At 38.2% G+C, this 25626-nt stretch carries 23 protein-coding genes and 1 tRNA gene; 12 read left to right on the top strand and 12 right to left on the bottom strand.

Annotated features, from left to right (window positions below; genetic code table 11):
• Positions 1 to 286: 286 nt before the first annotated feature.
• The 3 genes from ACUN24_RS09265 to ACUN24_RS09255 form a co-directional block, all read right to left on the bottom strand.
• Complete coding sequence (locus ACUN24_RS09265; RefSeq protein WP_445562235.1) at positions 287 to 1498, bottom strand: bifunctional 3,4-dihydroxy-2-butanone-4-phosphate synthase/GTP cyclohydrolase II; 1212 nt, start codon at positions 1496 to 1498, stop codon at positions 287 to 289.
• Between the two features lie 139 nt (positions 1499 to 1637).
• Positions 1638 to 3062: an LptF/LptG family permease gene (locus ACUN24_RS09260; RefSeq protein ID WP_445562234.1), complete on the bottom strand. Its 1425-nt coding sequence runs from the start codon at positions 3060 to 3062 to the stop codon at positions 1638 to 1640.
• 30 nt (positions 3063 to 3092) lie between these two features.
• Complete coding sequence (locus ACUN24_RS09255; protein WP_055911440.1) at positions 3093 to 3473, bottom strand: START-like domain-containing protein; 381 nt, start codon at positions 3471 to 3473, stop codon at positions 3093 to 3095.
• 1371 nt (positions 3474 to 4844) lie between these two features.
• Between ACUN24_RS09255 and ACUN24_RS09250 the strand changes: the two genes are divergently transcribed.
• The 5 genes from ACUN24_RS09250 (at position 4845) to ACUN24_RS09230 (ending at position 10764) form a co-directional block, all read left to right on the top strand.
• Positions 4845 to 4918: transfer RNA gene (locus ACUN24_RS09250), tRNA-Met, on the top strand.
• Positions 4919 to 6055: 1137 nt separating this feature from the next.
• A complete protein-coding gene (locus ACUN24_RS09245) occupies positions 6056 to 7150 on the top strand; it encodes a Fic family protein (RefSeq protein ID WP_445562233.1) in 1095 nt (364 codons plus the stop codon).
• A 491-nt stretch (positions 7151 to 7641) separates the two neighbouring features.
• Positions 7642 to 8259: a hypothetical protein gene (locus tag ACUN24_RS09240; protein ID WP_445562232.1), complete on the top strand. Its 618-nt coding sequence runs from the start codon at positions 7642 to 7644 to the stop codon at positions 8257 to 8259.
• 411 nt (positions 8260 to 8670) lie between these two features.
• Positions 8671 to 8886 (top strand): hypothetical protein, encoded by a 216-nt coding sequence (locus ACUN24_RS09235; protein WP_445562231.1) that lies wholly within the window; start codon positions 8671 to 8673, stop codon positions 8884 to 8886.
• Positions 8887 to 9480: 594 nt separating this feature from the next.
• A complete protein-coding gene (locus ACUN24_RS09230) occupies positions 9481 to 10764 on the top strand; it encodes an amidohydrolase family protein (protein WP_445562230.1) in 1284 nt (427 codons plus the stop codon).
• 54 nt (positions 10765 to 10818) lie between these two features.
• On the opposite strand, the gene ACUN24_RS09225 is transcribed toward ACUN24_RS09230, so the two are convergent.
• On the bottom strand, positions 10819 to 11883 hold the full coding sequence (locus ACUN24_RS09225; RefSeq protein WP_445562229.1) for a hypothetical protein: 1065 nt from the start codon (positions 11881 to 11883) through the stop codon (positions 10819 to 10821).
• Between the two features lie 357 nt (positions 11884 to 12240).
• Between ACUN24_RS09225 and ACUN24_RS09220 the strand changes: the two genes are divergently transcribed.
• On the top strand, positions 12241 to 12384 hold the full coding sequence (locus ACUN24_RS09220) for a hypothetical protein (protein WP_445562228.1): 144 nt from the start codon (positions 12241 to 12243) through the stop codon (positions 12382 to 12384).
• Between the two features lie 219 nt (positions 12385 to 12603).
• On the opposite strand, the gene ACUN24_RS09215 is transcribed toward ACUN24_RS09220, so the two are convergent.
• On the bottom strand, positions 12604 to 13449 hold the full coding sequence (locus ACUN24_RS09215) for a hypothetical protein (RefSeq protein WP_445562227.1): 846 nt from the start codon (positions 13447 to 13449) through the stop codon (positions 12604 to 12606).
• A 7-nt stretch (positions 13450 to 13456) separates the two neighbouring features.
• Positions 13457 to 14266: a HipA family kinase gene (locus ACUN24_RS09210; RefSeq protein WP_445562226.1), complete on the bottom strand. Its 810-nt coding sequence runs from the start codon at positions 14264 to 14266 to the stop codon at positions 13457 to 13459.
• Between the two features lie 236 nt (positions 14267 to 14502).
• On the opposite strand from ACUN24_RS09210, the gene ACUN24_RS09205 reads away from it, so the two are divergent.
• Positions 14503 to 14832, top strand: a complete 330-nt coding sequence (locus tag ACUN24_RS09205) for a hypothetical protein (protein ID WP_445562225.1) — start codon at positions 14503 to 14505, stop codon at positions 14830 to 14832.
• Here the strand turns inward: ACUN24_RS09205 and ACUN24_RS09200 are convergent.
• The 5 genes from ACUN24_RS09200 to ACUN24_RS09180 form a co-directional block, all read right to left on the bottom strand.
• Positions 14767 to 15621: a metallophosphoesterase gene (locus ACUN24_RS09200; RefSeq protein ID WP_445562224.1), complete on the bottom strand. Its 855-nt coding sequence runs from the start codon at positions 15619 to 15621 to the stop codon at positions 14767 to 14769. The genes ACUN24_RS09205 and ACUN24_RS09200 overlap by 66 nt on opposite strands.
• A gap of 986 nt (positions 15622 to 16607) precedes the next feature.
• Positions 16608 to 17678: a hypothetical protein gene (locus ACUN24_RS09195; RefSeq protein ID WP_445562223.1), complete on the bottom strand. Its 1071-nt coding sequence runs from the start codon at positions 17676 to 17678 to the stop codon at positions 16608 to 16610.
• Positions 17679 to 18208: 530 nt separating this feature from the next.
• The gene (locus ACUN24_RS09190) at positions 18209 to 19258 is read right to left on the bottom strand and encodes a carboxymuconolactone decarboxylase family protein (RefSeq protein WP_445562222.1); all 1050 of its coding nucleotides are present in this window, start codon (positions 19256 to 19258) and stop codon (positions 18209 to 18211) included.
• Positions 19258 to 19725 carry a cupin domain-containing protein gene (locus ACUN24_RS09185; protein ID WP_445562221.1) on the bottom strand — a complete coding sequence of 156 codons (468 nt, stop codon included), beginning with the start codon at positions 19723 to 19725 and terminating at the stop codon, positions 19258 to 19260. Before ACUN24_RS09185 ends, ACUN24_RS09190 begins: the two co-directional genes overlap by 1 nt.
• A 10-nt stretch (positions 19726 to 19735) precedes the next feature.
• Positions 19736 to 20353, bottom strand: a complete 618-nt coding sequence (locus tag ACUN24_RS09180) for a DapH/DapD/GlmU-related protein (protein WP_445562220.1) — start codon at positions 20351 to 20353, stop codon at positions 19736 to 19738.
• A gap of 102 nt (positions 20354 to 20455) precedes the next feature.
• Between ACUN24_RS09180 and ACUN24_RS09175 the strand changes: the two genes are divergently transcribed.
• From ACUN24_RS09175 to ACUN24_RS09160, 4 genes are all read left to right on the top strand, one after another.
• A complete protein-coding gene (locus ACUN24_RS09175) occupies positions 20456 to 21301 on the top strand; it encodes a helix-turn-helix domain-containing protein (protein ID WP_445562219.1) in 846 nt (281 codons plus the stop codon).
• Between the two features lie 47 nt (positions 21302 to 21348).
• The gene (locus tag ACUN24_RS09170) at positions 21349 to 21858 is read left to right on the top strand and encodes a hypothetical protein (RefSeq protein ID WP_445562218.1); all 510 of its coding nucleotides are present in this window, start codon (positions 21349 to 21351) and stop codon (positions 21856 to 21858) included.
• 75 nt (positions 21859 to 21933) lie between these two features.
• Positions 21934 to 22821, top strand: coding sequence for a cation diffusion facilitator family transporter (locus ACUN24_RS09165; protein WP_445562217.1), 888 nt, complete (start codon positions 21934 to 21936; stop codon positions 22819 to 22821).
• Positions 22822 to 22827: 6 nt separating this feature from the next.
• Positions 22828 to 23442, top strand: a complete 615-nt coding sequence (locus tag ACUN24_RS09160) for a cytochrome b/b6 domain-containing protein (protein ID WP_445562216.1) — start codon at positions 22828 to 22830, stop codon at positions 23440 to 23442.
• A gap of 299 nt (positions 23443 to 23741) precedes the next feature.
• Here ACUN24_RS09160 and ACUN24_RS09155 read toward each other — a convergent pair whose 3' ends face one another.
• Positions 23742 to 25145: a transposase gene (locus ACUN24_RS09155; RefSeq protein ID WP_445562215.1), complete on the bottom strand. Its 1404-nt coding sequence runs from the start codon at positions 25143 to 25145 to the stop codon at positions 23742 to 23744.
• Between the two features lie 175 nt (positions 25146 to 25320).
• On the opposite strand from ACUN24_RS09155, the gene ACUN24_RS09150 reads away from it, so the two are divergent.
• Entirely contained in the window at positions 25321 to 25428 is a 108-nt protein-coding gene (locus ACUN24_RS09150) for a hypothetical protein (protein ID WP_445562214.1), read from the top strand.
• Positions 25429 to 25626 lie beyond the last annotated feature (198 nt).

Genomic DNA, 25626 nt, shown 5'->3' with positions numbered 1-25626 from the left:
TTTCAGGGTCTATTTATCAGTAAAGATGCTGAAATAAATTCAGCATGACGATCGCGCTAGTTTCACGAGCTTAAAATTAGTCAGTATGAATCAATATTAATCGAACTGAAGTTATAAAGATCCTTCACTGCGTTCAGGATGACAAAATTATTCAGGGAAAGATTAGCATTTGATGCAACATTAAACAAAAAAGCCAATATCAAACGTAAGTTCAATACTGGCTTTTGCTTGTTACTCAGACTTTGGCTGACTCCAAACGCTCAACTCAAAACGCCCTACTCAAAACCTATCCTTTCATAATCGAATGGCCCATTTTATCTCTTTTGGTGGTTAAATAACGTTCGTTATGTACATTACTTGCAATCTCGATCGGGATATTCTCTACCACTTCTAAACCGTATCCAATTAAACCTGCCCTTTTGGTTGGGTTATTACTCATTAAACGCATTTTAGTTACCCCTTCCGATCGCAGGATCTGCGCTCCTACGCCATAATCGCGTTCGTCGCCTTTAAATCCTAGCTTAATATTCGCCTCAACAGTATCGAAACCGGCATCCTGTAAGTTATACGAACGTAATTTATTAATCAGTCCGATACCTCTACCCTCCTGGTTCATGTATACCACAATACCTTTTCCTTCTTTCTCGATCATTTCTAATGCTTTGTGCAACTGCGGGCCGCAATCGCAACGGCAAGACCCAAAGATATCGCCCGTTACACAAGAGCTGTGTACACGTGCTAAAATAGGCTCCTTGCTATCCCATTCGCCTTTAGAAATGGCTAAATGTGTAGCATTATTATCTAACTGCGTATAGGCTGTCATTTTAAAATCACCCCAGGCAGTAGGTAAATCAATGGTAACCTCTTGTTTAATCAAGCTATCCATGGTTAAACGATAGGCGATTAAATCTTCGATTGATATAATTTTTAACTGATGCTGCTCGGCAATTTTAAATAAATCAGGAAGTCTGGCCATCTCGCCATCTTCTTTTAAAATCTCTACCAACAAACCTGCAGGTTTCATTCCAGCTAAACGTGCTAAATCTACTGCGGCTTCTGTATGACCTGCACGGCGGATTACGCCACCATCTTTGGCTATTAGTGGAAAAATATGTCCTGGCCTGCCTAATTCTTCAGGATCAGTTTTAGGATTCACCAAAGCCAGCATCGTTTTAGAACGGTCGCTTGCCGAAATACCCGTGGTACAACCATGTCCAACCAGATCTACCGAAACGGTAAAATTAGTTTCGTAAGCTGCTGTATTTTTACCCACCATCAGGTTAAGGTTTAATTCTTTACAACGTTCTTCTGTTAGAGGCGCACAGATTAAGCCGCGGCCATAAGTAGCCATAAAGTTGATGATCTCAGGCGTTGCATTTTCGGCTGCCGTTAAAAAATCACCTTCGTTCTCTCTATTCTCATCATCTACAACAATAATCACTTTACCAGCTTTTATATCTGCGATGGCCTCTTCTATTGTGTTTAATTTTGTTTGCATTTTATAAACATTATGGGGCAAATGGTGTGTGAGACGTATTTAAATCAATTTATACCACAAACAATAACCCATACAAATGTACAACCTTATTGAGCAATATTTGGATTAAAATATCATCTGTAAGTAAAGGAAAAAAGGCCTATTTTTTCCTCTTTTTAAACAATTTAAGAAAGAGCTGCTTGTAGTAATTTACATCAAATAGGGCCGAATCTACTGTAGCTTTATAGGTTAGAAAAGCAGCCAGCGGCGATAAAACAATTACGGCAATCCACATCCCCAGTATAGGGTTTAAATTACCTTCGCGTGCCGATTTTTCGGCCACCGTGGTAATGATGTGATACACCAGGAAAAAACAAATGGCCACCACCACAGGTAAACCCATGCCTCCTTTTCGAATAATGGCGCCCAATGGCGCACCAATAAAAAACAACAGGATGCAAGATGCAGCCAGGGTAAATTTACGTTGGTATTCTATTGTGGCAAAAATAATTTCGCCGGTTAAATCGGTTTGGCGTGGCCCCCAGTTGGGTACGTGCTGCATAATATTTGCAACCGTACTGCTTGCATTATCAAGGGCCAGTTTCCGCGATCCGTTAGGAATGCTTTTCAATATTACATCATCAATCTCTTTCGGCGCGGCTTTTATCTTCGTATAACCTCTGGCCACATTAAACTGCTTAAAGTTACTGCTGAGGTTAGCAATAGTACGCATTTTCATTGTATCCAGTTGCTTCGTCAACGAATCGCGTTTTCTTACAATCCCTTTCAGGTTTAACATGGGCGTACTGTTTCCGAAAGCATTAGGGTCGGTGGTATTGCCATCAAAAGATGACATATCGAAACGCGGTGAGGTTTCTTTAAAACGGTTCCGTGTAAAAATCTGCCGGGGGTTGTACATGCCGTTTTTGGAAGACTGCTCCTCGTACTGTACACCATTTTTAAGGTTAAGCACCAAAAACTTACCATCGGCGGTTTTATTCATTTTCCCCTCTCTTGCCAGAATTAATTTCGGAATACCGTTATTTTCACGGTGATCGTAAATCATGATATTGTGTAGCGTACCGTCTTCCTCCTTCGAATCAACACGGATGGCATAACCCGGAATGGCATTATTAAAAACCCCTGGTTTAATTAAAAATGAAAGTTTTTTATTCCTGATATCATATAGCAACGAGCCAAATTTGAGGTTGGCTTTAGGCAGCATGTAGTTGGCAAAAAAGAAAGAGGCTACCGTGAGCATTAAAATAACCACAAATAAGGGGCGCATGGCTTTCTGCAAAGAAATACCTGCCGATTTAATGGCAACAAGCTCATAATTTTCGCCCAGTGTACCAAAAGTCATGATAGAAGAAAGTAATACCGATAGAGGCAGCGCCATGGATACGTTGGCGGCCGAAGCATAATACATTAGCTCCAGAATGGTGTACCATTCGAAACCTTTTCCAATTAAATCATCAATCCATTTAAACAGAAAAAACATCAATAGAATAAACATCATAACAAAAAATGTTGCTATGAATGGCTTCACAAATGCTTTTATTAATAGAAGATGTATTTTTTTCACCTTACAAAGGTAAACAATACGGAGATAATATTACGCACCCAAAACGCTAATCAGATAATCGATCTGGTTATCCCAGATTAATTTTTTCTCTGCAAGAAGCTCATCAGTAGTAAAATCGGTGATCGAGAGGGCAACGTCGTTGGTTAGTTCGTCCTGTACAATTTCCATCTCAAAATAACATTGAGGTTCATCATCCAGCCACTTAAATTTAACCAGTTTATTTTCTTTAATGGAAACCAGTTTGGCTTTTAACTGTTCATCATCCCAGGTAAAAGTATATACCTGATCACGAAAATTTACATCATCCGCAAACCATTGCGATAAGCCGTTTGGCTCACTTATAAAACTATACAATATGCGTGGTGACGATCTAACTTCGTACTCTAGTGTAAATTTTTTCTTTTCTGCCATTTTTAGTACACTACCAGGATAATTTCCGGACTATTTTTTAATATTATTTTTCTAAAGAAAGGTAATTTATTCTATATCTGCAACAATATAATTTTTATTGGTTCATGGTGCAGGTTTAGTGGTTCATTTGCCATTGGTTTACCGATTATTGAGGTGAATTGTTTAAACCGGTTAATCAACTCAAAACTACCGACTCTGGACTCCGGCCTGATTTCATCGGTTAACTGGCTTCTGACTAAAAGCTCCATCATCTATCTTATATTCTCCATATTCTTAACCACAAAGCGCACCGAGAGAAGGCACAAAGGCCGCAGAGTTGGTGGGATAAAGAATACCACTAAATCTGTTATAAAAAGCGGGCATAAAGTCCTTTCACCATATAAGGAATTTAGTCCATTTAGGTTTTCGATTGAACTTATATGTCTTATATGGTTATTTAACCACGAAGCACACCGATAGAAGGCAAAAAGTCGCCGAGCTGGGTGATAAAGAATATCACTAAATCTGCTATAAAAAACTGGCATACAGGTCTTTCACTATATAAGGAATATTAGTCTATTTAAGTTTTCGATTGAACTTATATGAACCTTATATGTCTTATATGGTTAAGAAAGGCCGGTAATTGTTGAAATCTGTTAAGTAACTTCGAATAAGACTCCGGACTGATTAATTGGCTTCAGTATAGGACACACCAAATTCCTTTACCCATCCTGTACCTTTTGTTTACCTTTTCTCTATACCAGGTTAACCCCAGCGTTACCCTTTGCTTACCTATTCTTTACCCTGGCGTTACCTCATTTATTACCTAAAGGGTAAAGGATTGCCGAACATCAGCTATAGTAAGGGTTACTTTGGTGAGGAGCTGGTAGCACCAGGGGGTAACCAATCTTATTGAACGCATTAATTTATCAGCGCAAATGGCCTGCTGAAATACGCCCCACACCTATCGTAACCGCAATGTCATTAAGTTAAGGGTTGTTAACCACAGATGAGTATAGATAAACATGGATTTTCAAATCTGTGTGCATCCTTCCTATCTGTGGTTAAATTATTTTCTTGTGCCGTATGCTTAACTTAATGACATTGACCGTAACCGATAGACTAAATAACATGTTAAGACCAGGAATGAATTTAATTTTGGCACATGCCTGCCGATTTACGGCAATTCGTTGCGTTATTTATTCCTAAAGAACATCGCTCTCAAGGGTAAAATGGTAACAAGAGCCTACCAAAAGCAATCAAATTTACTGAGCAATAGCACTTTAAAGTATTTTTCACTTTTCTTTTTAATAGAATGTATATTTATTCTATATTTGCAACTCTTAAAAATAACCACATCGATATTTACATTATTTAGTAAATATTAAGCCCGGCGGGGTAGCTCAGATGGTTAGAGCGCAGGATTCATAACCCTGAGGTCGGCAGTTCGATCCTGCTCCCCGCTACTCATTAAAAGCTCATCGAAAGATGGGCTTTTTTTGTTTAAAGGGTGATTAGGCAGGTGTTTATGCAGTAATGACTACAAGCATTTGATTAAACTAATATACTCACTTTAGCCTAATTCAGCAAGAAAAAACCGATTCAATACTTCATCTGCTGACGCATATACTGACGCACTTTTTTGATTTATTGATCTAGATTCTATCTTTGATCGCAGTTACTGGATCGGATCTGGTTACTTTTCCCGGAGAACCTGGGTGAAAACCTTCCATTCGCTTCAAACACGTATTAGAGCTGGGAGTTCCGCTAAAAGTGGCCACTGGTTTTTATCCATCGTGGCCATCTTTTTCGGCCTATATTGTTCACTAGATTTCGCTTGAAAGTGGCCAATCGGCTCATTTTAAGCGGCTTTAAGCTTCTGAAAAGCGGGGTTGAACTCAATGATTGTTTCGTCGTGAGAAACTGAAATGGAGATGTTCTAATAGCCTTAAAAAAAATATTTTTTATTCTGATGTGTTTTTAAAAGTGGGTTGATTTTCTGTAAATCGTGTCCTGGAAGGCCGTTTTTCTTGCAAAACCATCTTCTGTGGAGGATTGACAGAACAAATGCAGGAAAGATAGATTGGAAAATGAAGGGAAGGAATCTGGGAAGATTGGATATATTTGGCTCAGTCTTTACGATTCCATCAAGACCGGATGGTAAAAAGCCGGGTGCACAGCTTGGAATGAAATCTGGTGCACACTTTTAGCGAAATCCCGACTAATACCAATACCCTCACTATCATTGACTTTAAGATGCTTATCCTTTACATCTTTAATGAAAATAATTCTCTGATTGACTTTGTACTCTTTGAAAATTCTGTTTGAAACTGCTTTTGTATGGATTATAGTTCTTATCAAATAACTCGCCAGTGTTGGATATCGAATATACCAATGCATGATCTGAGAAGTCTACAGGAATGGTAAATATTGTCATAACTCGCGTTTCTCAAACGCCATAAATTAAATTTATTCTGTGCGGTAAATGAAACTTTAATCACCGCAAAAATAAGGCGATTAGCACAATTATTCACCGCAAGAAATAGATAAAATTTTAATATGCGGTAATTAAAACTTATATTCACCGCAAATATGCGGTAATTATGTTTATTCATCAGCGAGAAAAGTGGCCAGATTTTAACTGGGATCGGGAGAAACTCTTCGCAAAATTAGGCGAAGTCAGGCATCGGCAAGGCAAAATCTTAGGTCAGATGCAGGCGTTTGGTTTCAAGATCCAGGAGGAAGCAATGCTTCAGGCATTGACCTTAGATGTTGTGAAATCTAGTGAAATTGAAGGCAAACTGCTCAGCGAGGAACAGGTTAGGTCTTCTATTGCCAGGCGTTTAGGTATAGAGGTTGCGGGTACTGTAACCACCGAGCGGGATGTGGAAGGCGTGGTTGAAATGATGCTTGACGCTACCCAAAGATACGACGAGCCCCTCAGTCAGGACAGAATTTTAGGATGGCATGCGGCACTGTTTCCAACCGGACGCAGCGGAATGTATAAAATAAAGGTGGCCGATTGGAGAGACGGCCCGATGGAAGTTGTCTCGGGTGCAATGGGACGGGAAACGGTACATTTTACAGCCCCTGCAGCAGAAAAAGTTCAAGTAGAGATGGACGGCTTTTTACACTGGCTGAATGATCAGCAGAAACTGGACCCGGTGATTAAGGCAGCGATAGCGCATCTCTGGTTTGTAACCATTCACCCTTTTGATGATGGAAATGGGCGTATCGCGAGAGCTATTGCCGATATGCAACTGGCTCGTGCAGATAAAAGCAGGCAAAGATTTTATTCTATGTCGGCCCAAATATTCAAAGAAAGGAAAGGCTATTATGAGATCTTAGAATCCACTCAGCGGGGTGAGCTAGATATAACACCCTGGCTGGAATGGTTCCTTGACTGTCTTTATCATTCGATGGAGGAAACAGAGCAAACCATATCCAGGATTTTAGAACGAGCAAGGTTTTGGGAAAACCATAGCGGACAGGAATTCAACCTGCGTCAGCAAAAAATGCTGCAGGTCCTGCTTGACAATTTTTTCGGGAAACTAAATGTTTCCAAATGGGCGACAATGACCAAAACATCTACAGATACTGCACTAAGGGACATACAGGATCTGGTAAAAAAAGGTGTGCTCGAACAGGAGGAAAGTGGTGGACGAAGTACAAGTTACCGGTTAAAGGACATCTGGTAAATATTAAATTAAAACGCAGATTTTTTTTATGTCTGTTCTAATTGAGAAGCAGATCCCGCTAATAAAAAGGAGCGGAGGAAAAGTCATTCCGACTTTACCCCCGCTTATTAACGCTCTCGATACAAATCTAAAAAATATTTGCAAGTGATCTCCTTATCAACGTTCCTCACTTCTTTCCTCCCAAAAAAAATGCGATAACAAGGAGTGAGATCCTATTTTATCAACAGAGAAAAGACTGAAAAAGAGAGCGGGACTTTATTATGCGATTAGACTGTCTAGCATAACTGAACGCTTTTTGTATGACCGTTCAATTAACTATACCATTACCCCCTATCAAAAGTGCAAAGAGCCAAATGAACTTCATTTATAAAGAAAATTCTTAAATTTAAGCCAATGGATTGATACAGAAGAATACCAATTCGTAAGACGACAAAGAATAACTGAAAGAACAGATGAAATAAATAACCGCAAAATAAACAAGCTGATCTACTATGGAAATTCAAGAAATCTATAACAACTTAAAACGGTCAAGAACATTCATTACCGAATATGCAGATTTAGATTCCAGAATCTGGCATCTTCAATTTAATGCCCAGCATTACAATAGAAGAAAGCTGTTCAATATCATTGGATTGGCTGCCGCTGTTCTACTGGCGTTAATCCTTTCTTCCGAGGGTTCTACCCCGGCTGCTCCTATTGGCGTAATTCTATACATGGCACCGATTACCTACTTATTCTTTAGGTTCGGCGTGGGTAACGTGCTGGATTACTTCAAACGCAAGCGGCTCTCAAAACAGATCTTGCCTGAACTGAGAAAGTTATCCGCAAAAATGAATACCATTGCCGACGAGCTCGACAGCTTTACCATCCTGCCTGAAAGATACAGAACGATCCACGCTGTTGATACCATTGGGAACTACATTGTAAATAAACGGGCGGACACACTTAAAGAAGCCATCAACCTCTACGAAGACGAACTGCACAAACATAATCAGTTGAGAAATCAGCAGCTCCATATCCAGCAAAACAACCATATTATACAGCAAAACAGAGAAATGATCAAAGCACAGAAAATAACGAACTCAAGACTCCGCTGGCTGGATATCTAAAGGCGCGAAAGGGCAACCCGTCAGCGATAGCAGCGGCATCCTTCACCCTCAGGCCTGAAGATACAGCGGATAGCGAAATCCCTTTGCAAGGGAGACGGCCAAAGAAGATATCATTTAAAAACCAGATCCTTATTATCACCTACCATATCAAAAACAAATTCACAAAGCATCACTTTTAAACCAATCTCAGAACTGAAGCCTGATGATGTCCTTATCAACCTTGGGAAAATCCTGGTAAATCGAAGAAAAAGATTTATGGTATGTTATAGCCATCGCTAGGATGGATGAGAAGCTGCACTTTTATGATAATACTTTCACCAATCGAATCTTCCAAAGGCATTTGGATTTAAAAGTTATGGTGAATTAGAAGAAAGAATAAAGCAATACCAATGGAAATCTTTTGAACATGAAATGACTTTAGAAGATGATCACTTAGGTGAGCCAGAAGACTATCGTAACCTAAAGGATTACATTGAAACGAAAAAGTGGCTTGCTAAAAAACTTAAAAAACCTCACCGTACATTTACGCTAACAGAAATGGTATTGAAAGAACCTTTAATGCATTTCCACAGGGAACAATTTGGATTGGAGGCAGATAAGAGTATTTACAATTTTACGCATAGTTAATTTCAATAAATATTAACATTTATCTCACAAAAAACGAAGATTTGGTTACCAAAATTCCCACAGCTTGGTGATACCTACAAGCGCTAAACCTATAAGTATCAGAATCCAAATAACAGATTTAAGATAGTAATTCATTTTACTAAGATAATGATAGGGAGAGGAGATAACAAACTGTCGCAGTAAAAGATTGTTATTACGAAAGCAAACTCTGGAAACAATTCTCATCATAACTCAAATCAACAATGCTCGCTCAAAGATTATGAGTCTTCTAGCCTAACCACCATATTATGAGGCAAAATGTGCTTTTCTGACTTACAGTAGCAATTTACGAAGGTTTACATGTAATCAACTATCTCTAATCTAGATTTTTAACACCACAAACTGATTAACAACTCAGGAATGTAGAATTTTATTATCTTTATGTCAACAATGAGTAAAAGAACGATATCCCATCTATCTTTAATATTTTCTATTAGCCTGATATTCTGCCAATGCACTGTTTTAGATCGATCCTTTGGACATATATCACCAAAGGAAAATATTGAGAAGGAAGAAATATATGTCATCAAAAATGTCAACATTATTCCGATGACAATGGAAAGTAAGATCGTTAGTAATGCTACGGTGATCATTAAAAATAAGAAGATCTTTTCCATTAACCAGCCAGTTCCACGTAAGGCTAAGATCATTAACGGAAAAGGTAAATGGCTAATTCCGGGACTAATTGATATGCATGTCCACAATTTGGCCGACATCAATCTAAGCTCAAGTTATCCAACCAAAGGAGCCACAATTTTTACAGACACACAGGATTTTATGTTATTATATGTCGTAAACGGTGTTACGACAGCTTTTGAGTTAAATGCAAGGGTTGAGCATTTTGGACAGAGAAATGAAATCTTAAAAGGAAACCTGTACGGCCCCCGCATGGCGCTGGCAATTCTGATAGATGGAGGAGAGGGTTCTGGTAATAAGGCCAATACAGCCGCTGACGGTCGACAGACAGTACGTATGGCCAAAGCCCAGGGGTACGAATTTGTAAAAGTATACTCTCACCTGAACGTAGAAACGTATAAAGCGATCGTTGATGAAGCCAGCAAGCTGGGAATGAAGGTTGTTGGTCATATTCCGGATGTATTTAAGGGCCACATAGATGACGCCTTTGTGCCTAATTTCGCTATGGTTGCTCATGCGGAAGAATATGCTAAACAAAGCGAGGATTTCACTGATCAGGACGCACAATATTATGCGAAGATCACTAAAGCAAATGGAACCTGGTTTACACCGACTTTAACTACAATGGAGTGGATTCTCAGCCAGTCGCGTTCGCTTGAAGGTGTTCGTAATCTTTCCAGTCTTAAATATGTGCATCCGCTCATACAAAACAGATGGTTATATTCAAATTCTTACAACCAGGAAAGTACGACTGGACGCATTCGCTATTTTGAGAAAATGGTTAAATTTAACATGCGTTTAGTTAAAGCATTTAAGGAAGCTGGAGTACCTATTGTCGCAGGCACAGATGCCGGGAATCCTGGCGTCGTTTGGGGATTCTCGCTTCACGACGAAATTGAACTCCTTGTGAAAGCCGGTCTTAGTCCGGAAGAAGCATTGGTATCGGCCACACGATTACCTGCAACATGGCTGGGAATTGAAGACAAGATCGGAACTGTAGAAGTTGGAAAATATGCCGATCTTGTATTACTGGATGCTAATCCACTAAAGGATATACGAAACATAAGAAAAATAGCTGGTGTATTCTTGAATGGCAAATGGATAGATAAAAAGATAATGGATAGTATGCTTAGTGCTGTGGCAGAACGAAATACCGCCAATAAAAATAAATATGACTGGAAAAAAAGAATGGATTTTGAATGAGAAATCAGCGAGGCCACTGATTATAGTTCTTTGTTGTGTGCTGGCGGTAGTTTTTTACTGTTTAGGTCTTATTAAATAAGAATCAAGTAAAATATATTCCCCATTTTTTGGCTTAAATACAGAATAAGAAGCAATATCCCGCAAAGATTCATCAGGAGAATCTATATAGACAACTTGTTTATAATGTAAAGTTGTTTTAGGCATTTTTATCGAAAAATAACTACTTCCAGTCCATCCGCCTGAATTTGAAGTATTTCCGCTACCCCAATGCCAGTTAATAATATCATACCAAAAAGAGTTTTCATTCCATTTTTCCTTAAATATATATTCTCTATAAATTATACTTTTGGGATTATTAATGTCAAAAAAAATCTGTTTGCTTTTTTCTTCACCTCCCGCTGTAGGAGCTCTATCTGGTTCTTTGTCTATGGGATAATAAGATTGAGCTTGAGATTCGTTAGTTGTATAATTAGCAGATTTGTGCCAGTTTTTTTCAGTATAAAAATAATTCCAAACATTATTTTTAAAGATAATTACTTTATTTTTTGAATCAATTCCATTATCTCCCAAATAGATGTAATCGATTTGCATTATTTTTCCATCACTTGTTATTTTGTCTGCTTCTTCTTTTGTTAATATTTTATTTTCATTTATATTTTTAAAAGCATAATGCTTGGTATCATTATTTTTAATCCAATTGCTGTAGGTGTTTTGCTTTGTGTCTATAATGTAGTCGTTAAAAGTATTGTAATTATGTTCATTATTTAAGCTATTACAACTATATATTAGGGAATCGGTAATTTGTCCTTTCAGATTAATTTTGTACCATATATTTTCATAATCCACCCCTCCCTTTTCTGAATCTTCACTGTTTTTTGTGAATATTACTGTAGTGCTGTCATTTACCTGAAGAATTGGTTCGGTAGAGTTTTCCTTAATTTTAAGGACTTCGTAATAATCATCTTTTAAATTATCTAATTCTGTTTGATTTTTATAAATTTCAGTCAGTTTTTGAGAACGTAATTTATATCTCTCACGGTACATATTAATGTCTGGGAGAATTACAATCACAATTAAGATTATTGAGAATAAAAATATTTTTTTGATGTTTATTTTCATTTGCGTTTTGGTATGTAAAATTACCACTAAGAGTTTGTGTATTACCGAAAGGCAGGATTTGATATACTTCAGTTTAGCCAAAGTACAAATTTTGGTCGAAGCAAAAAAGTTCAATAAGTGCTTTAACCTTCTTTGGCAAATATTAGCAGCAGGTTTTATTATTTATAATTCCTTTTCTATGATTACAGTTTTGTCTTCAGTTGATAATTTTTCAGTCCGATTAAGGAATCATCTGCAAGAAGTAAACAAAGATTCATTATTTCAGATGTAAGTAGATTTAAATTATCGAAAGATCATTTAATAGTTTCAAATCTGTCAATAAAAGGTTCGATTTTTCTACCAAAAGATCCTCCGTAAATGCTGGAAGAATTTAATATAAAAAGAAAATTAGAACACGAAGAAAATCTTTCTGGTGGTATAAGGCAAAGTTCGAAAGGCTATCAAAAGCAATTTCAATTAGTAAAGGATTTAAAACTAGATTTAGCGTTTTTAGATATCTAAGATAAAGAAAATAAACAAAGTCCTGATCATAAACGAGCTATAACGCAATCAAAGTCTCAACTTAATGAAAATACAGAAAATTAGAGGTCAGAAAAGCCATTTCATTGTCTAAGCCGAGTCGGAGACTCCTTTTTATCGACTCATCCGTAAAACTCCTGCGGAACGCTACGGATCGTGGGTATCGTTTTTTGATCAAGATAAGCGAAAATTGGTTGACTTTTATTCGTTCTGAAATTCCGATGGGAATAATGGTTCAACTCCATGTCGAACCATATACTCTTCCACTTTGTCGATTTCTTTTGTAGGTACAATGTCTAGTAACCTGGAAGCTCTTACCGCTTTCCATAATTTGTGATTTTCATGAAGATTCTTATCGGGTTCATCTGCGATGAAGAAGAAGTGGCCATTCTTGCCGCTAGGGGTTTCCTTAATCTTATCAATGAGGTATAAATGGGCGTTGACTTGTTGTTGTATAAAATGAGGCACTCCGTTAAAGTCTTTGCTTTCCCCGGTCACCTGTACCTCGTTCTTACCTATGAACCATAGTTTTGCGGGCACAACTAGACCTGGAATATCCGAGCCGTTTAGTTCTACATCAAAGTTGACGTGGGAGGCAATAGATTTTGTCAGCATTCGGCGTGCGGTTTCTATTGGCTTTAGCTTATGGACAATTTCTCTTGGCAGGTCGTAGACAAATTTCTCAAAAAGTTTTTCAAAGTTATCCTTTGTGAGCTGTATATCGATGCTCTTAGGTGGGCTGTATGTAACCAGGTTCTGGGCATATCTTGATAGGTAATCAAAATAGTCCACTTCCATAATCCTAAAGCTTCTATGGGATTTCAAGTGATCATTTGAGCATTCCTCGGCTAGGTTGGATAGCGACTTGAGGCTTGTCCTGATATTTTGATAAGCTGAGTTACTGAAAAGGTCTTTAATTATCAGGAGTTTTTCTGCCGAATATTGGAATATGCAACGTTCTCCATCTCCCATAAAAAGTCCAATACTTACCTTTTCATCAAGGTTAGGTCGAATTGTGCTGTATAGTATGGAATAAAAGGTTTTCATTGATTTCTTAACGATTAAAGTTATGAATTAGTTCGGAAAATGTAAAAATTGTTTGAGACAACCAAGCTTGGTTGTCCATTACACTGGATAGTATGTTTTCTCGAAGCGTTTCTTTATCGTTGCACCATCGTTCGGGTATCGCTTCAATTAGCCCTGGTAATGCCTGTCTGCAGCGGGTTACAAAGATAGGAAATTGTTCTATTAATTCTGCATGTCTCTGCTCACGTTTGGGCTTGCTGTTGAGCAGCACTTTTGCAACATCTGAGTAAAGGATGCTATCTTCCCAAGTGAGCTGAGAAAGATTGCGGCCGAGTCCGTCTCCATCAAAGAGATTGGAGTGGTCTATTGGAACGATATTCTTATCCAGAATCAGCAGGTTGGCGTTGTTATGATTCCGATCATCGTTTGCTAGCCACAGGTCGAATAACGCTATATTTATCAGATCAAAACGGTTTTCCAGTTTATGGATTTCATGTCGTTTTCCGTGAAGACCAATCAGGATGTCATTCACACCTAATGCATCATTTTCATATTTAAGCCCAAAGCAGGGTTTATCAAACAAATGACCACTAATCCTTCCTGTCAATATATTTGCTGGTATGTGTTCTCTTTTGATATTGACGAATGCGGCATCAAAACAGTCGATTTCCCATAAGCCCAGAAATTGATGCCCTAGGTATTCGTTGATGAGCTTGGAGCCAAAATCATACTTACAGACGTAGTCATTAATGTCATCTGCCATGACTACTACGGGTAAGCTTCCTGTTGTCGGGATGACCCTTGATATATCGGAAATTGAGAGGCGGGTTTCGAGCATGTTTATCGTTTGGGTACTTTTAGATTACTTTTTAGCACCCTTAGCTTTTTTATAACAATACTATTTGATTTCACCCAATATAGTCATATTTAATATTATCTGAAATTCATTGCTTGCTCGTATTGACCTAGAATTAGCTATAGCCATTTGGTAGTGATATGGGTTTATAGGATTTCGATAGCAATTATTATAGATTTCTTCCCGTTATTTACTAAATTGCTGACTAATTATTTTTTATGTCATTTATATTAAACGCTGCTCCAATCTCTTATGAAGGTATTAGAATACCAATTGAACTTTTCCCCTTCTCTGATGAAAAATTACAGGAATTACGGGATGAAAATGCCAAAAGCCATTTAATCAAACACAGAGGCGACCATATCCTCGCGGTGCCCCTAAAAACTGACGAGCCATCGTTAGGAGGACAAGTAACCCAGATCGATCTCCAACAAGATCTCTCGCTCGCAAAAGCTTTGGCAAGTAATGCTATCTACAGGAAACTATACAGACGCCAGCTCGAATATGGTTATTTCCGGCAAAATCCCAATTCGGCCTGGATACCCTAAAAAGCCATATCCAACATTGACGTAAAGTTGTTGGGCATCTTGTTTGTAGAGGCCTGCCCACTCATTATAACGGTATTGAATGGGACTCCATTGGAAATCGTCGGTCCTCACCCCCAATTGCATCCCATGGGTATGTCCGCTAAACATGGCGTCGATCTGGGGATATTTTGGAATAACTTCAGCTCTCCAGTGAGAGGGATCATGGGACAGGAGTAACTTAATAGGGCAGTCATCTGTATTTTCTACTGCTAAATCCATTTGGCCATACCTTGTGAATCCACCCACACCCCAATTTTCTACCCCTATAATAGCCAGTTGCTCATTATTTATTTTCAAGATCCGGTTTTCGTTAAGCAGTAGATCCCAGCCCATATTTCCGTGTGTTTTTTTGATGTCCGCTAGATTCCGGGCCTTTCTCAGCGAGTTTGTGGGGCCAAAATGATAATCTCCATAGTCATGGTTTCCAAGAATTGAAAAAACACCCAATGGCGCCTTTATCCTGGAGAAAAGGTCCTGATAATCCCTCATTGCATTCGCAAAATCATTGACCAGGTCGCCGGTAAAAAAAACGCAGTCAGGTTTTTCCCTTAACAGCATTTCAATCCCTCCTTTGACCGCATTTTTATAGAAGAAACTGCCCGAGTGGATATCCGAGATCTGTGCAATTTTTAATCCAACAAATGCTTTTGGCAGATTATTTAAACATAGTTTTTGAAATTTAACCTGATAGTCGTATGCCCCTGAAACCATGCCTTTGCTTAAAGCGGCCAAGGGGACGGAGGCTGCCAATATTCCGGCTTTAGTCAAAAACGCCGACCTTGTAATGGCTGTTTTTTTTCCAGATGTTCAGAACTCCTTTTTTTTATTTGCTGATTGAATAACCAGTTATATAGTCTTAGGCCTGTTCTTCTCAGATCATCGATTAAAACAAACAGGATAAAAAAGACTTTAGAAACCGTGCTAAGCAAAATGGCTACAGTCAGCACAGTCCTGACCCCTTCCTTAAGTTCAAGGAACACATTACAGAAAACATCAAGGATAATTAATGCCGAAAAAAACCAAAATAGAGTTTTGAATTGCTTTTTATAGGTGAAACTAAACGATTTTATTGCAGAGTATATGTAAAGGTCGATTAATACCAAGACTAAACTAGCAATTAAAAAACCGGCTATTTGTCGCTGCATTTTTAACTTGAATGATTACAGCACTTAAGCTGCAGGTTATGTGAGAGGCGATTAATTAACTCTAGTTTCTCTATCTAAAGACTTCACTTCAGATGATTTTTTTTTTGTAGATAAAGCTATTGGTTATCAAACGGTTTCAATTACCAGCAAACAGTCGATTGACTTTATCTTACCTTATTGATCATGCTAATATTATTAATCAAAGAAGTAGGAAAAAGGCGGCCTATTTCATTTGTAAATATTATTACAGAACTACTAATACATTAAAAGTAAATTTTAAAGCGTACTTATTTCATGTGCGTGGAGGATCAACTAGCCTATTTTCTCTGATATATATTATAAATGCAACTCAAACCTGAAAGTCCTTTTACAAGATGCAGATATAGTTTTGAAATGAGAAATTCGGTATTACCTTTTTTGAAAAAATCGAAAGCGAACTAAAATATATTTAAAATAAGTAGGAGATACATGGTACCTCCTGCTTACTCACGGGATACGACCCGCTATAACTGTCTAACTTCCTACTGGCATGATCTCAATTTTTAGATGTTATCTAATATAAATAGATATTATTATAACATTGGTATAAAATTATTGTTTTTTTATTGAAAATCCAAATCCCTGACCAGGAACTAAAAACCGTATTTTGTCATAAGTCCTTCTATTCGCAGATGTTCTGACTGGCGGCAATAATTTTTCGGGAAAAGTTGGATAGATTCCAACTTCATAATCCTTTGGCAAATCAAAAGCAACTATTATGTCTATAGTATGGTTATTCACATAATAGCTGTCGAACATCCCCTTATCGTCAAGATTATAAGTTGCCTCGATTACTTGTTCTACATTTACAGTTTCTCCTTTAGCTAAAACTATTGGCTCTATCAGTTCAAAGGTATCTTTTTCATTATTTTTTCCATATTCCCTTACCCTAAAATTCTCATCCTTAGTTAGCTTGATGTATTCCCCCTCTGGAGGGCCGGAAAGGCTTTTATAATTAGCTTCAACAAAAGCATATTCAGCCACTGGGGTATCACTAAGCGAAAGTGGCATAAAATATTCAATTGTATCGTCCTTTCCAGAAATATACTGCATATCAAAAGTGATGCGCTGGGTTATAATAATTTCTTTTTCTTTTTCCGATTGGAAGAGAAATTCAATTTTAAGGTTTCTTCTTAGAACATTTGTATTAAAAAACTCATTCTCTAAAACTACCTGTACAACCTCTGCTGGCATTTTATCTTCAAGTATTGCGGCAAACAAATTATGTTTTAGTGTTTCAATTGTTTTATTTCCCTCATCTTTGAATGTTTTCATTAACTCTTTTATATGCGCGGCACTTAGCACTTCCATGTTTTTAACGGCAACTTGACTGTGTTCCATGTGTGCATCGGCATTTGCCTTTTCGATAAATACATGTAGAACAAGCATTACAAAGATAGCTTCTCCCAATATCACGAAAAAGTGATAAAAAACAGTTGACCAGTGCACCCTCATCAGTAAGCCCGTGGAAGACTCTCCATCTGTTGGCTGGTCATGAATGTATAGGCCGAGCATAATAAGTGCAAGACTTAAAAGAACTCCTAGAAGTGGTCGTTCTACGCACCACTTTGAAAATTGGCTAACTAGTTTTGATTGTTTAGTTTGTGTTTGAGCGTCAGACATACATATTTTTTTAGCTAAAATACAATTTTTGAAATAAAACTACGCTAGCAGCCAAGTATTTTCCCATTCGAAAGGTTTTACCGCATTAAACCAAAGTCAATTGATTCGATTTCACCGAAATATTGAAATCATAAATCTCTATTCAAGAATGATGCTGCAAATATTTAAAGTTTGTAAAACGTAGTCAAATTAGAAACCGCATTAAAGCAGTTAGATATTTGTCCAGCAACACTCTTTGAAATAATTCGCAACTTTCACCAATTCCTGCAAATCAGAAAAGAAAAAATTCGAAATTTGTCCAGTAAGGGCTACTCATTAAAAGCTCATCGAACTATGGGCTTTTTTTTGTTTAGAGGGAGTTTACAACAGTCTTTAAAGCAACGATAAGCGTTTGATTAAACGAATATGTTTAAGTTAGGATACTTGCCCACAAAACAGAAATCAAAATTGAGATGCACTGACGCAATTTATTTATCACGCTGGCTTTTACCTTTGATATTGGTTTGTTATCTTATTTTTGTAATACAGACTTATTCCAACTTCCGGAATATCGATTTCATGGTTTCCTGATCCAGGCGCTCCATATCTATTAATTTTAATTCTTTCACCATTTTTAATGTGGAAGTTTTATATTCTTTAAAATGAGGTGTCTGCAAGTGCTGTTCGTAGGCGGCTTTATCTGCATAAATCTCTACAATCCTGACTTGCGAAGGATGTTGTTTTTGCAGCATTGGAAAAATAGCAATCACGCCCTGCTCTTTAGCTATAGATGCAGTTGCTTCTTCCTTTAAGATGGCCTTATACGCTTCCAAATGTTCAGGAACTATTTCTATTTCAGAAATACGGATCATCATACCGGGGCTGATTACGGCAAGCATAGGTTGATCTATACTCTTTAATAAGGTGTTCGCCTGGGTCGTACTCACTGTTTTCCGGATAATAATACTTAGTTCTTTCAGTTCCGCATCTGTAATTCCCGTGTTTCTGCCCATACTGATATGGGATTTTAACTGACTTTCTACACCCTCCATAGCAGCAAGTGCAGAAATGGTAACCAATTCTCTCTTGCGAAAATCGAGCACTTTACTTGCAAAAATATCAGCAAATAAATGTTCTTTTAAAAAAGCATCGATACGCGGGGCAAATTCGCCAAAACCTGGCGCGGGCCTGGCTTGTGGTGTTTTGGTTAGTTGTTCCAAAGTTTTGCGACCCTGTTCATATTTATCCTCTACGGTATTTTGGATATTCTTTTCACCTTCAGGATCAATAATATTTTTGGCCTTGCGATCGGCTAAAACGGCAGAAAACGTATTGATGGCATTTAAACTTCTTGGAAAACCACAGTATGCATACAATTGCGTAAGTGTTTCCTTAATTTCATTAACCGTTAGTCCGTTGTCCAATCCCTCAATTAATTGAATTTTAAGTAAGTCTAACTTGCCGGTTGCCGTTGTAGCAGAAATACCAGCAAGGCTTTTTTCCTGTTTAGTTAATATTGCCATTTCTTGTGCTTTCGTTTTAGGAATGATGATGTTGAATAGCACCAATAGCAATCCAACTTTCCAGCTGATAACTTTCATTATTTAAAGATTTGATCGTTAGCCTTTTTATAATCTGCGTCGGTAACAGCCTCCAGCCATTTGTTTTCGTTTGAAGCAGGACTGCCGTTGGTGGCAAGATGTGAAAACCAGCTGTTGGCTGTGGCGCCATGCCAATGTTCTATATTTGGTGCAATTTCCACTAGGTCACCAGCCTTTAAATGTCTCACTGATTTCCCCCGCTCCTGGTACAGGCCCTCGCCACCAATTACGATTAGCAACTGACCGCCGGTATGGCTGTGCCAATTATTTCTACTGCCAGGTTCGAAGGTTACATTTGCTAATGGAACATTAAGATCTTTATTGCTGGTTAATGGAGCCAGATAAGATTTGCCTGTAAAATATTTGGCAAAGCCTGTGTTTTCTTCTCCCGTTGGGAAATCGCTTATTTTTGGAATGTCTATATTCATCTTGTTTTCTGTTTTTTCAAGTTTTGTTTGTGCTTTCATCTGGAGCGTACTAAAGGAGGTGATCAAGCCCATTATGATCATTTTTTTCATCATCAACTGCATCGATTTGTTTTATAAACTTCGCAGGCACCCCACCTACAACCGTATTATCTTCAACATTTTTAGATACCACTGCACCTGCGGCAATCACAGCATTTTCACCAATGGTTACTCCCGGCAAAATGATTGCATTGGCACCTATCCAGGCATTTTTTTTAATATGGATTTTACCAGGCACTAGTGCACCTCTTTCTGTAGGTGCCAATGGATGACCTTCGGAAAGCAAACTTACCTTTGGGCCGATGAGTACATTATCTTCAATAACGATTCCGCCTAAAGTAAGGAAAGTACAGTCGAAGTTGATGAAAACGTTCTTTCCGATACTTAATTGTTTGCCATTATTAATGTACAACGGTGGAAAAACGGCTACCGTCTCGTCTATCTTTTTCCCGATTATTTTACTTAAAATTTCATTAATGGTAAAGGGATCGGCACTACTATTCATCTGCTGTACCAGTTGAATAGTTGCGTATGATGATTTCCTGAGTTCGGCTCTTTGGGGATGAGCCGGGGTTATCATTTCGCCATTTTTTAAATCATCAAAGATTGAATTATCTAAATTTTCCATGTTTTTACAACACCAAATTTCCGACCAATTTAGTTCTGATTTATGATACTAATGACGCCAAAAATGTCAAATATTACTTAATTTAACATGAAATTTTAATAGATGAGTGAAACCCCTGTTCCAAGAGTATTATTCTTATCGCTTTGCAATATTGATGATGCGACTGAAAGCCTGCTAAAAAAGTACCATGTCCACCTGTATTGTCATGGCGGGAGGCTGGATTTCATTTTCAATGACCAATCTATGGCCTGTAATTCTGGTCAGTTTTTATTCTGGTTTGCCGATAGCAGATGGGATTTAATAGAAGTATCGGGAGATTTTAAGGCAACGGTTTTACTGGTAGAAAAAAATTTCCTGATAGATAACGTTCCTGATCAGGGTTGGAGCATCAATGCCCAGCTTCATTCCAGGGTACACCCTGTTAAAGACATTAATACTGAGGCTGAAAAAGAAAAAATATTAAACAATTTCAATTGGCTACTGCTCCGTTTTCAAGAGACTGATCACCGCTTTTATGAGGAAGCCCTTAAATTACAGATGCGTCTATTTATTTTAGAGATGTGGCATAGCTTTGCAAACGAATATGAACGTCGCCGCCACAGTTTGCAAACCGGAACGCTATATGAACAGTTTATCAACTTGCTGCAACAGCATTGCCTCACCAAAAGGGAAGTACAGTTTTACGCCAATGAATTAAACATTACTCCAAAATACCTAAACCATCTTTGTAAAATCCACTCGGATCGCACCGCTTCCGATTGGATACATAGTCACGCTAAAGAAAGGATCATTCTGCTATTACAAAACAGGCATCTGAATATAGCCGAAATTGCCGAAGAAATGCAGTTCAGCAGCACTTCTTTCTTTACACGGTACGTTAAGAAATTATTGAGCCAAACGCCAACCGACTTTAGGACAAGATTAGAAATCGGATACCAAGCCGGGTAACGAAGAGGAGGATTTTTTTATCAACATTTGAACGCTTCGCTTTTTAAGTGGCAGAGCATTTACCAGGTAAACTCAAGGGCTCCGGCTGTTTTTTATTTGCGCGCAATTACCCGATCGATTTTTTGGGTATGTTATCTCCGGATAAAAATGGTTATTTTTGCCCGGTGAGAAATGTTTGGATATACCTGATGGTCTTTCTTTATTCTTTTAGTAATCCCGGAACGATGGAATTACTAAAGGCGCCATATATCGCGATCCATTTCCTCGAACACCGTGCCCTGAACCATAAGATTAGCTTTGCAGACTTTATTTCCATGCACTACCTTGGAAAAGACATAAGGGATAATGATGCCGATAAGGACCTCAAACTACCTTTCAAAAAGATTATTCATGGCTCCCATCAAACGCTTTTCCAGCATCCGGTGAAAGCAAATCTGCCTTTGGCCGCAATAAGTGTACATCCTGTATCAGGTTTTCCATATGATGATGAACTCGCTTTTGCCTCATCGATTAAACTTTTCAGGCCACCAAAACCTGAAGCCACGCTATTCAGTTAATCGTTCATCAATTTGGTACTAAGCTCAGCTATGCACCTGGGTGTATTTCTGTTTTGTAATTTATCTTAAATTTCTATGGAGCCTTTAAAAAGAAGCTCATCTGCGGAAGCTATCCGCACCACCCAATTGGGCATTATCATCAGTATTGTGCTGATTTTTTTCAAAGGGATCTCTGGCCACCTGGGCCATTCTTATGCACTTATTGCCGATGCCACCGAGTCTGGAGCAGATGTAATCAGTTCAGGGCTGCTCTGGATTGCACTTAAATATGCACAGCGGCCACCTGATAAGGGACATCCGTACGGACATGGTAAGGCTGAACCCGTGGCAGCCATCCTTATCGGATTTTTTCTGCTTGCAGCTGCAGGTTGGATCGCCTACCATTCGGTTGAATTCATTCGCACGCCACATGATATTCCCAAAAAATATACCCTTATTGTACTTGGAATTGTTGTTTTAATAAAAGAGTTCCTCTTTCGCTATGTCTATTCAATTGGCAAGAGATTAGGCAGCCAAGCGGTAATTGCCGATGCTTACCACCATAGGAGTGATGCGATTACTTCAATTGCTGCATTCATAGGAATTTCTTTAGCCATTTTCTTAGGAAAAGGTTATGAAGGCCTTGATGACTGGGCAGCACTGATCGCCTGCCTTTTTATCATCTATAACGCTTTTAAGATCATCCGCCCTGCCTTCGAGGAAATTATGGATAAGGCGCCTGCTGATGAACTCGTTTCGGCAATCAGCCATATTGCCTCTCTGCATGTAGAAGTGAAAAGAGTGGAGAAGTGTTTTGTAAGAAAAATGGGCCTTGACTATTATGTAGATATGCATATCGAGGTGGATGGCAATATCAATGTGTTCCACGCCCATTCGGTCGCCCATCAGGTTAAAGATGAGCTTCTGGCGTCAGAGTTGCACATCAAAGATGCGCTCATTCATGTTGAACCTTATGATTTATAAATTGTTATGAGAGAAAAAAGATTTAATCTGGCCAGCCGTGTGATCCACTGGGCCATTGCCTTTGCCATCATGTTCCTGCTTTTAACTGTTTTTTTAAGGCTTGGATGGATGAATAAGGATGCTATGGGAGAGATTTTGAGGGAAGCGCTCCAGAAAAAAGGAATTCAGCTTTCACAAGCTGATGCCGCTGCAATCGGGAAAGAAATCCGCAGGCCGATGTGGAGCTATCATGTCATTACCGGGTATGTTCTGATAGGTTTATATTTGATTCGGATGGGCATTACTTTTATTCAGGGAATTGCTTTCAAAAACCCTTTTTCAAAACAAACCTCTCCTAAAGATAAGTTCAAGTCATGGCTCTACATTATTTTTTATGTTCTTTTTGCTACCTCACTCTTCACCGGTTTTATGGTGGTAAACGGCCCGAAGGAAATAAAGGAAATTATGGAGGCCATCCATGTAAAATCGCTTTATTATATGCTTTCCTTCATCGTTCTGCATATCGGTGGTGTTCTTCTTGCTGATATTGGCGGTGAGCCGGGCATAGTGTCAAAAATGATAAGAGGGAATTTTAATATTAAGAATGAGGACGTTGCTCAAGGGTCTGATCATAATGATTAAGTAAACCGCAATCCAGGCAATTGATATTGCCTGGATATTTGCTATACAACCTTTGTTTAAAAAACATCGTTAGCTATGAACCGATTTTTTATCTTTTTTTGAATAGTTTTCCTATATATTTCCATGGCGCGAAGTAAAAGCTCACCGAAAGATGGGCTTTTTTTTAAGGGGTAGATTATTTGCACACGCGGCACGTGGCTGTTGCACAACTTATATATTTAAACAGTTTTTCTCTACTTCGGATATATATTTTTTATCCGAAGAGAATACCTTAAGTCTTGCCTCGAGGTTGTTTATTCCTAATTTGTAACTAAAAGGATTCTGAATACTAATCTGATAGATATTGTTGAGTTTTCAGCCTGATTTATTTTGTGAATAATTTCTTTAAAAGTATGTTTTAATAATTTTTTAAGATTGTAACACATTCCTGCCAGTAACATACATTTATTGGCCAGTTTTATGCCTTTAGTATAAATCTTTTTCATACCCAGATACTCGACCAAGGTTCCGATTATAGGTTCGACGGTACTTTTTCTTATAGTCATCATCTGTTTGCCCAGGGGACTTTGCATCCGTTGGTGCATCTGATCAAACAAAGGTTTTGAGAGTGAGTTAGTGATCATTTTCTGTTTAGATTTTCCCAGGCAATCACTCTTGAATGGACAGTATTTACAGTCTGAGGATTTACTTAAATAAACTTTCGTTATGCCGTGATGATTTCTGTAACCTTTAAATTTTATCGCTTTCCCTTCCTTGCACACATACTGGTCATTTTCAGGATCAAAGGTAAAGTGTTCTCTTTCTGGCTTGTAAGTTCCTGTATTGGGTATATAACCTTTTATATTTCTCTTTTCTAATGCCTTTAAAGCTTCTGAACTGCTATAGTTTGTGTCGGCAACAACTTCTTCAATGCAAAGATGGTTTTCTGATAAATTATTTGAGGCTTTTTCTAATACGGCATCTAAGCATTGGCTATCTTTTTTATCCGCATGGAAAGCTTCGATATGGGTAATGACATAGCTTGAGGTGTCTACACTGAGTTGTCCAAGATAATTAAGCTTAGTTGGCTTACCTGGTTTGGTAGCCATTCTCGAATCTGGATCCGTTGAGCTTGAACGGCACTTATTGCTATATTTTCTATAAGCGGATTCTTTAGCTATAGGCTTTGATTCTGTATTGTTGTCTTTAAGCTCTTGAGTGAATAAAGCCATATCATCAATAATCTCTTTTTCTTTAATGCTATCCATAGAAGCATTTGCCCTTACTAAAACACTATCAATTGCCTGTCTCTTACCGGAAAGCATTCCCTTTTCGATACATTGCTTTAGCACCTGCTTAAAAAGTGCGTTGAAAACATCTTCATCATATAGCTGTCGGGTGCGGCTTAATGTGCTGTGCCAGGGTAATTCTTCATCCAAATCATAGCCAATAAAATAGCGTATGTCAAGGCGCATAGAGGCTGTGTTTATTATACATCTATCGCTTGGCTGGTTTTCTAAATAGCCAATTAACAGTAATTTAAAAAACACAACTGGGTCTATGCTTTTTTGGCCTTCTGATCCGTAATATCCCGCAGTTGTTTTATATATAAAATCCAAAGACAGAATATCTTTCAGCCTGCGATAAAAATTATCCTCAGGAACATGGTCTGAAAGTTGGAAACTCATGAACAGCTTTTCCTGATATTTTTTTCTTCCTTGCATACCATCAATTTACCGAATAATACCTTTTTTAAAGGTATTCGTTTTCAACAATTGTGAGTTGTGCAACAGCCACGGCACGCTTGTGCTAGCGAAGGGAGATACATGGTCACGCTAAAGAAAGGATCATTCTGCTATACAAAACAGGCATCTGAATATCGCCGAAATTGCCGGAGAAATGCAGTTCAGCAGCACTTCTTTCTTTACACGGTATGTTAAGAAATTATTGGGCCAAACGCCAACCGACTTCAGGACAAGATTAGAAATCGGATACCAAGCCGGGTAACGAAGATGAAGAACTCCTGCGGAACTCTACGGATAGTGGGGTCATGCTTTTGCAAACCGGACCAAATAAGGCAAAGGTGCAAATTTGGAGAATAGTTTATAAATAGATAAAAAAAATTCAACTAAAGCTTAGCTTTTAATCGACCTAGATGGGGGTTGTTAAAGATGCTTTTAAACTGACAGGTTATCAAATCTCTTT

This window comes from Pedobacter sp. WC2501, from assembly GCF_052682415.1.
The sequence above is the reverse complement of the archived record's forward strand: the minus strand, read 5'-3'. Positions and strand labels throughout refer to the sequence as shown.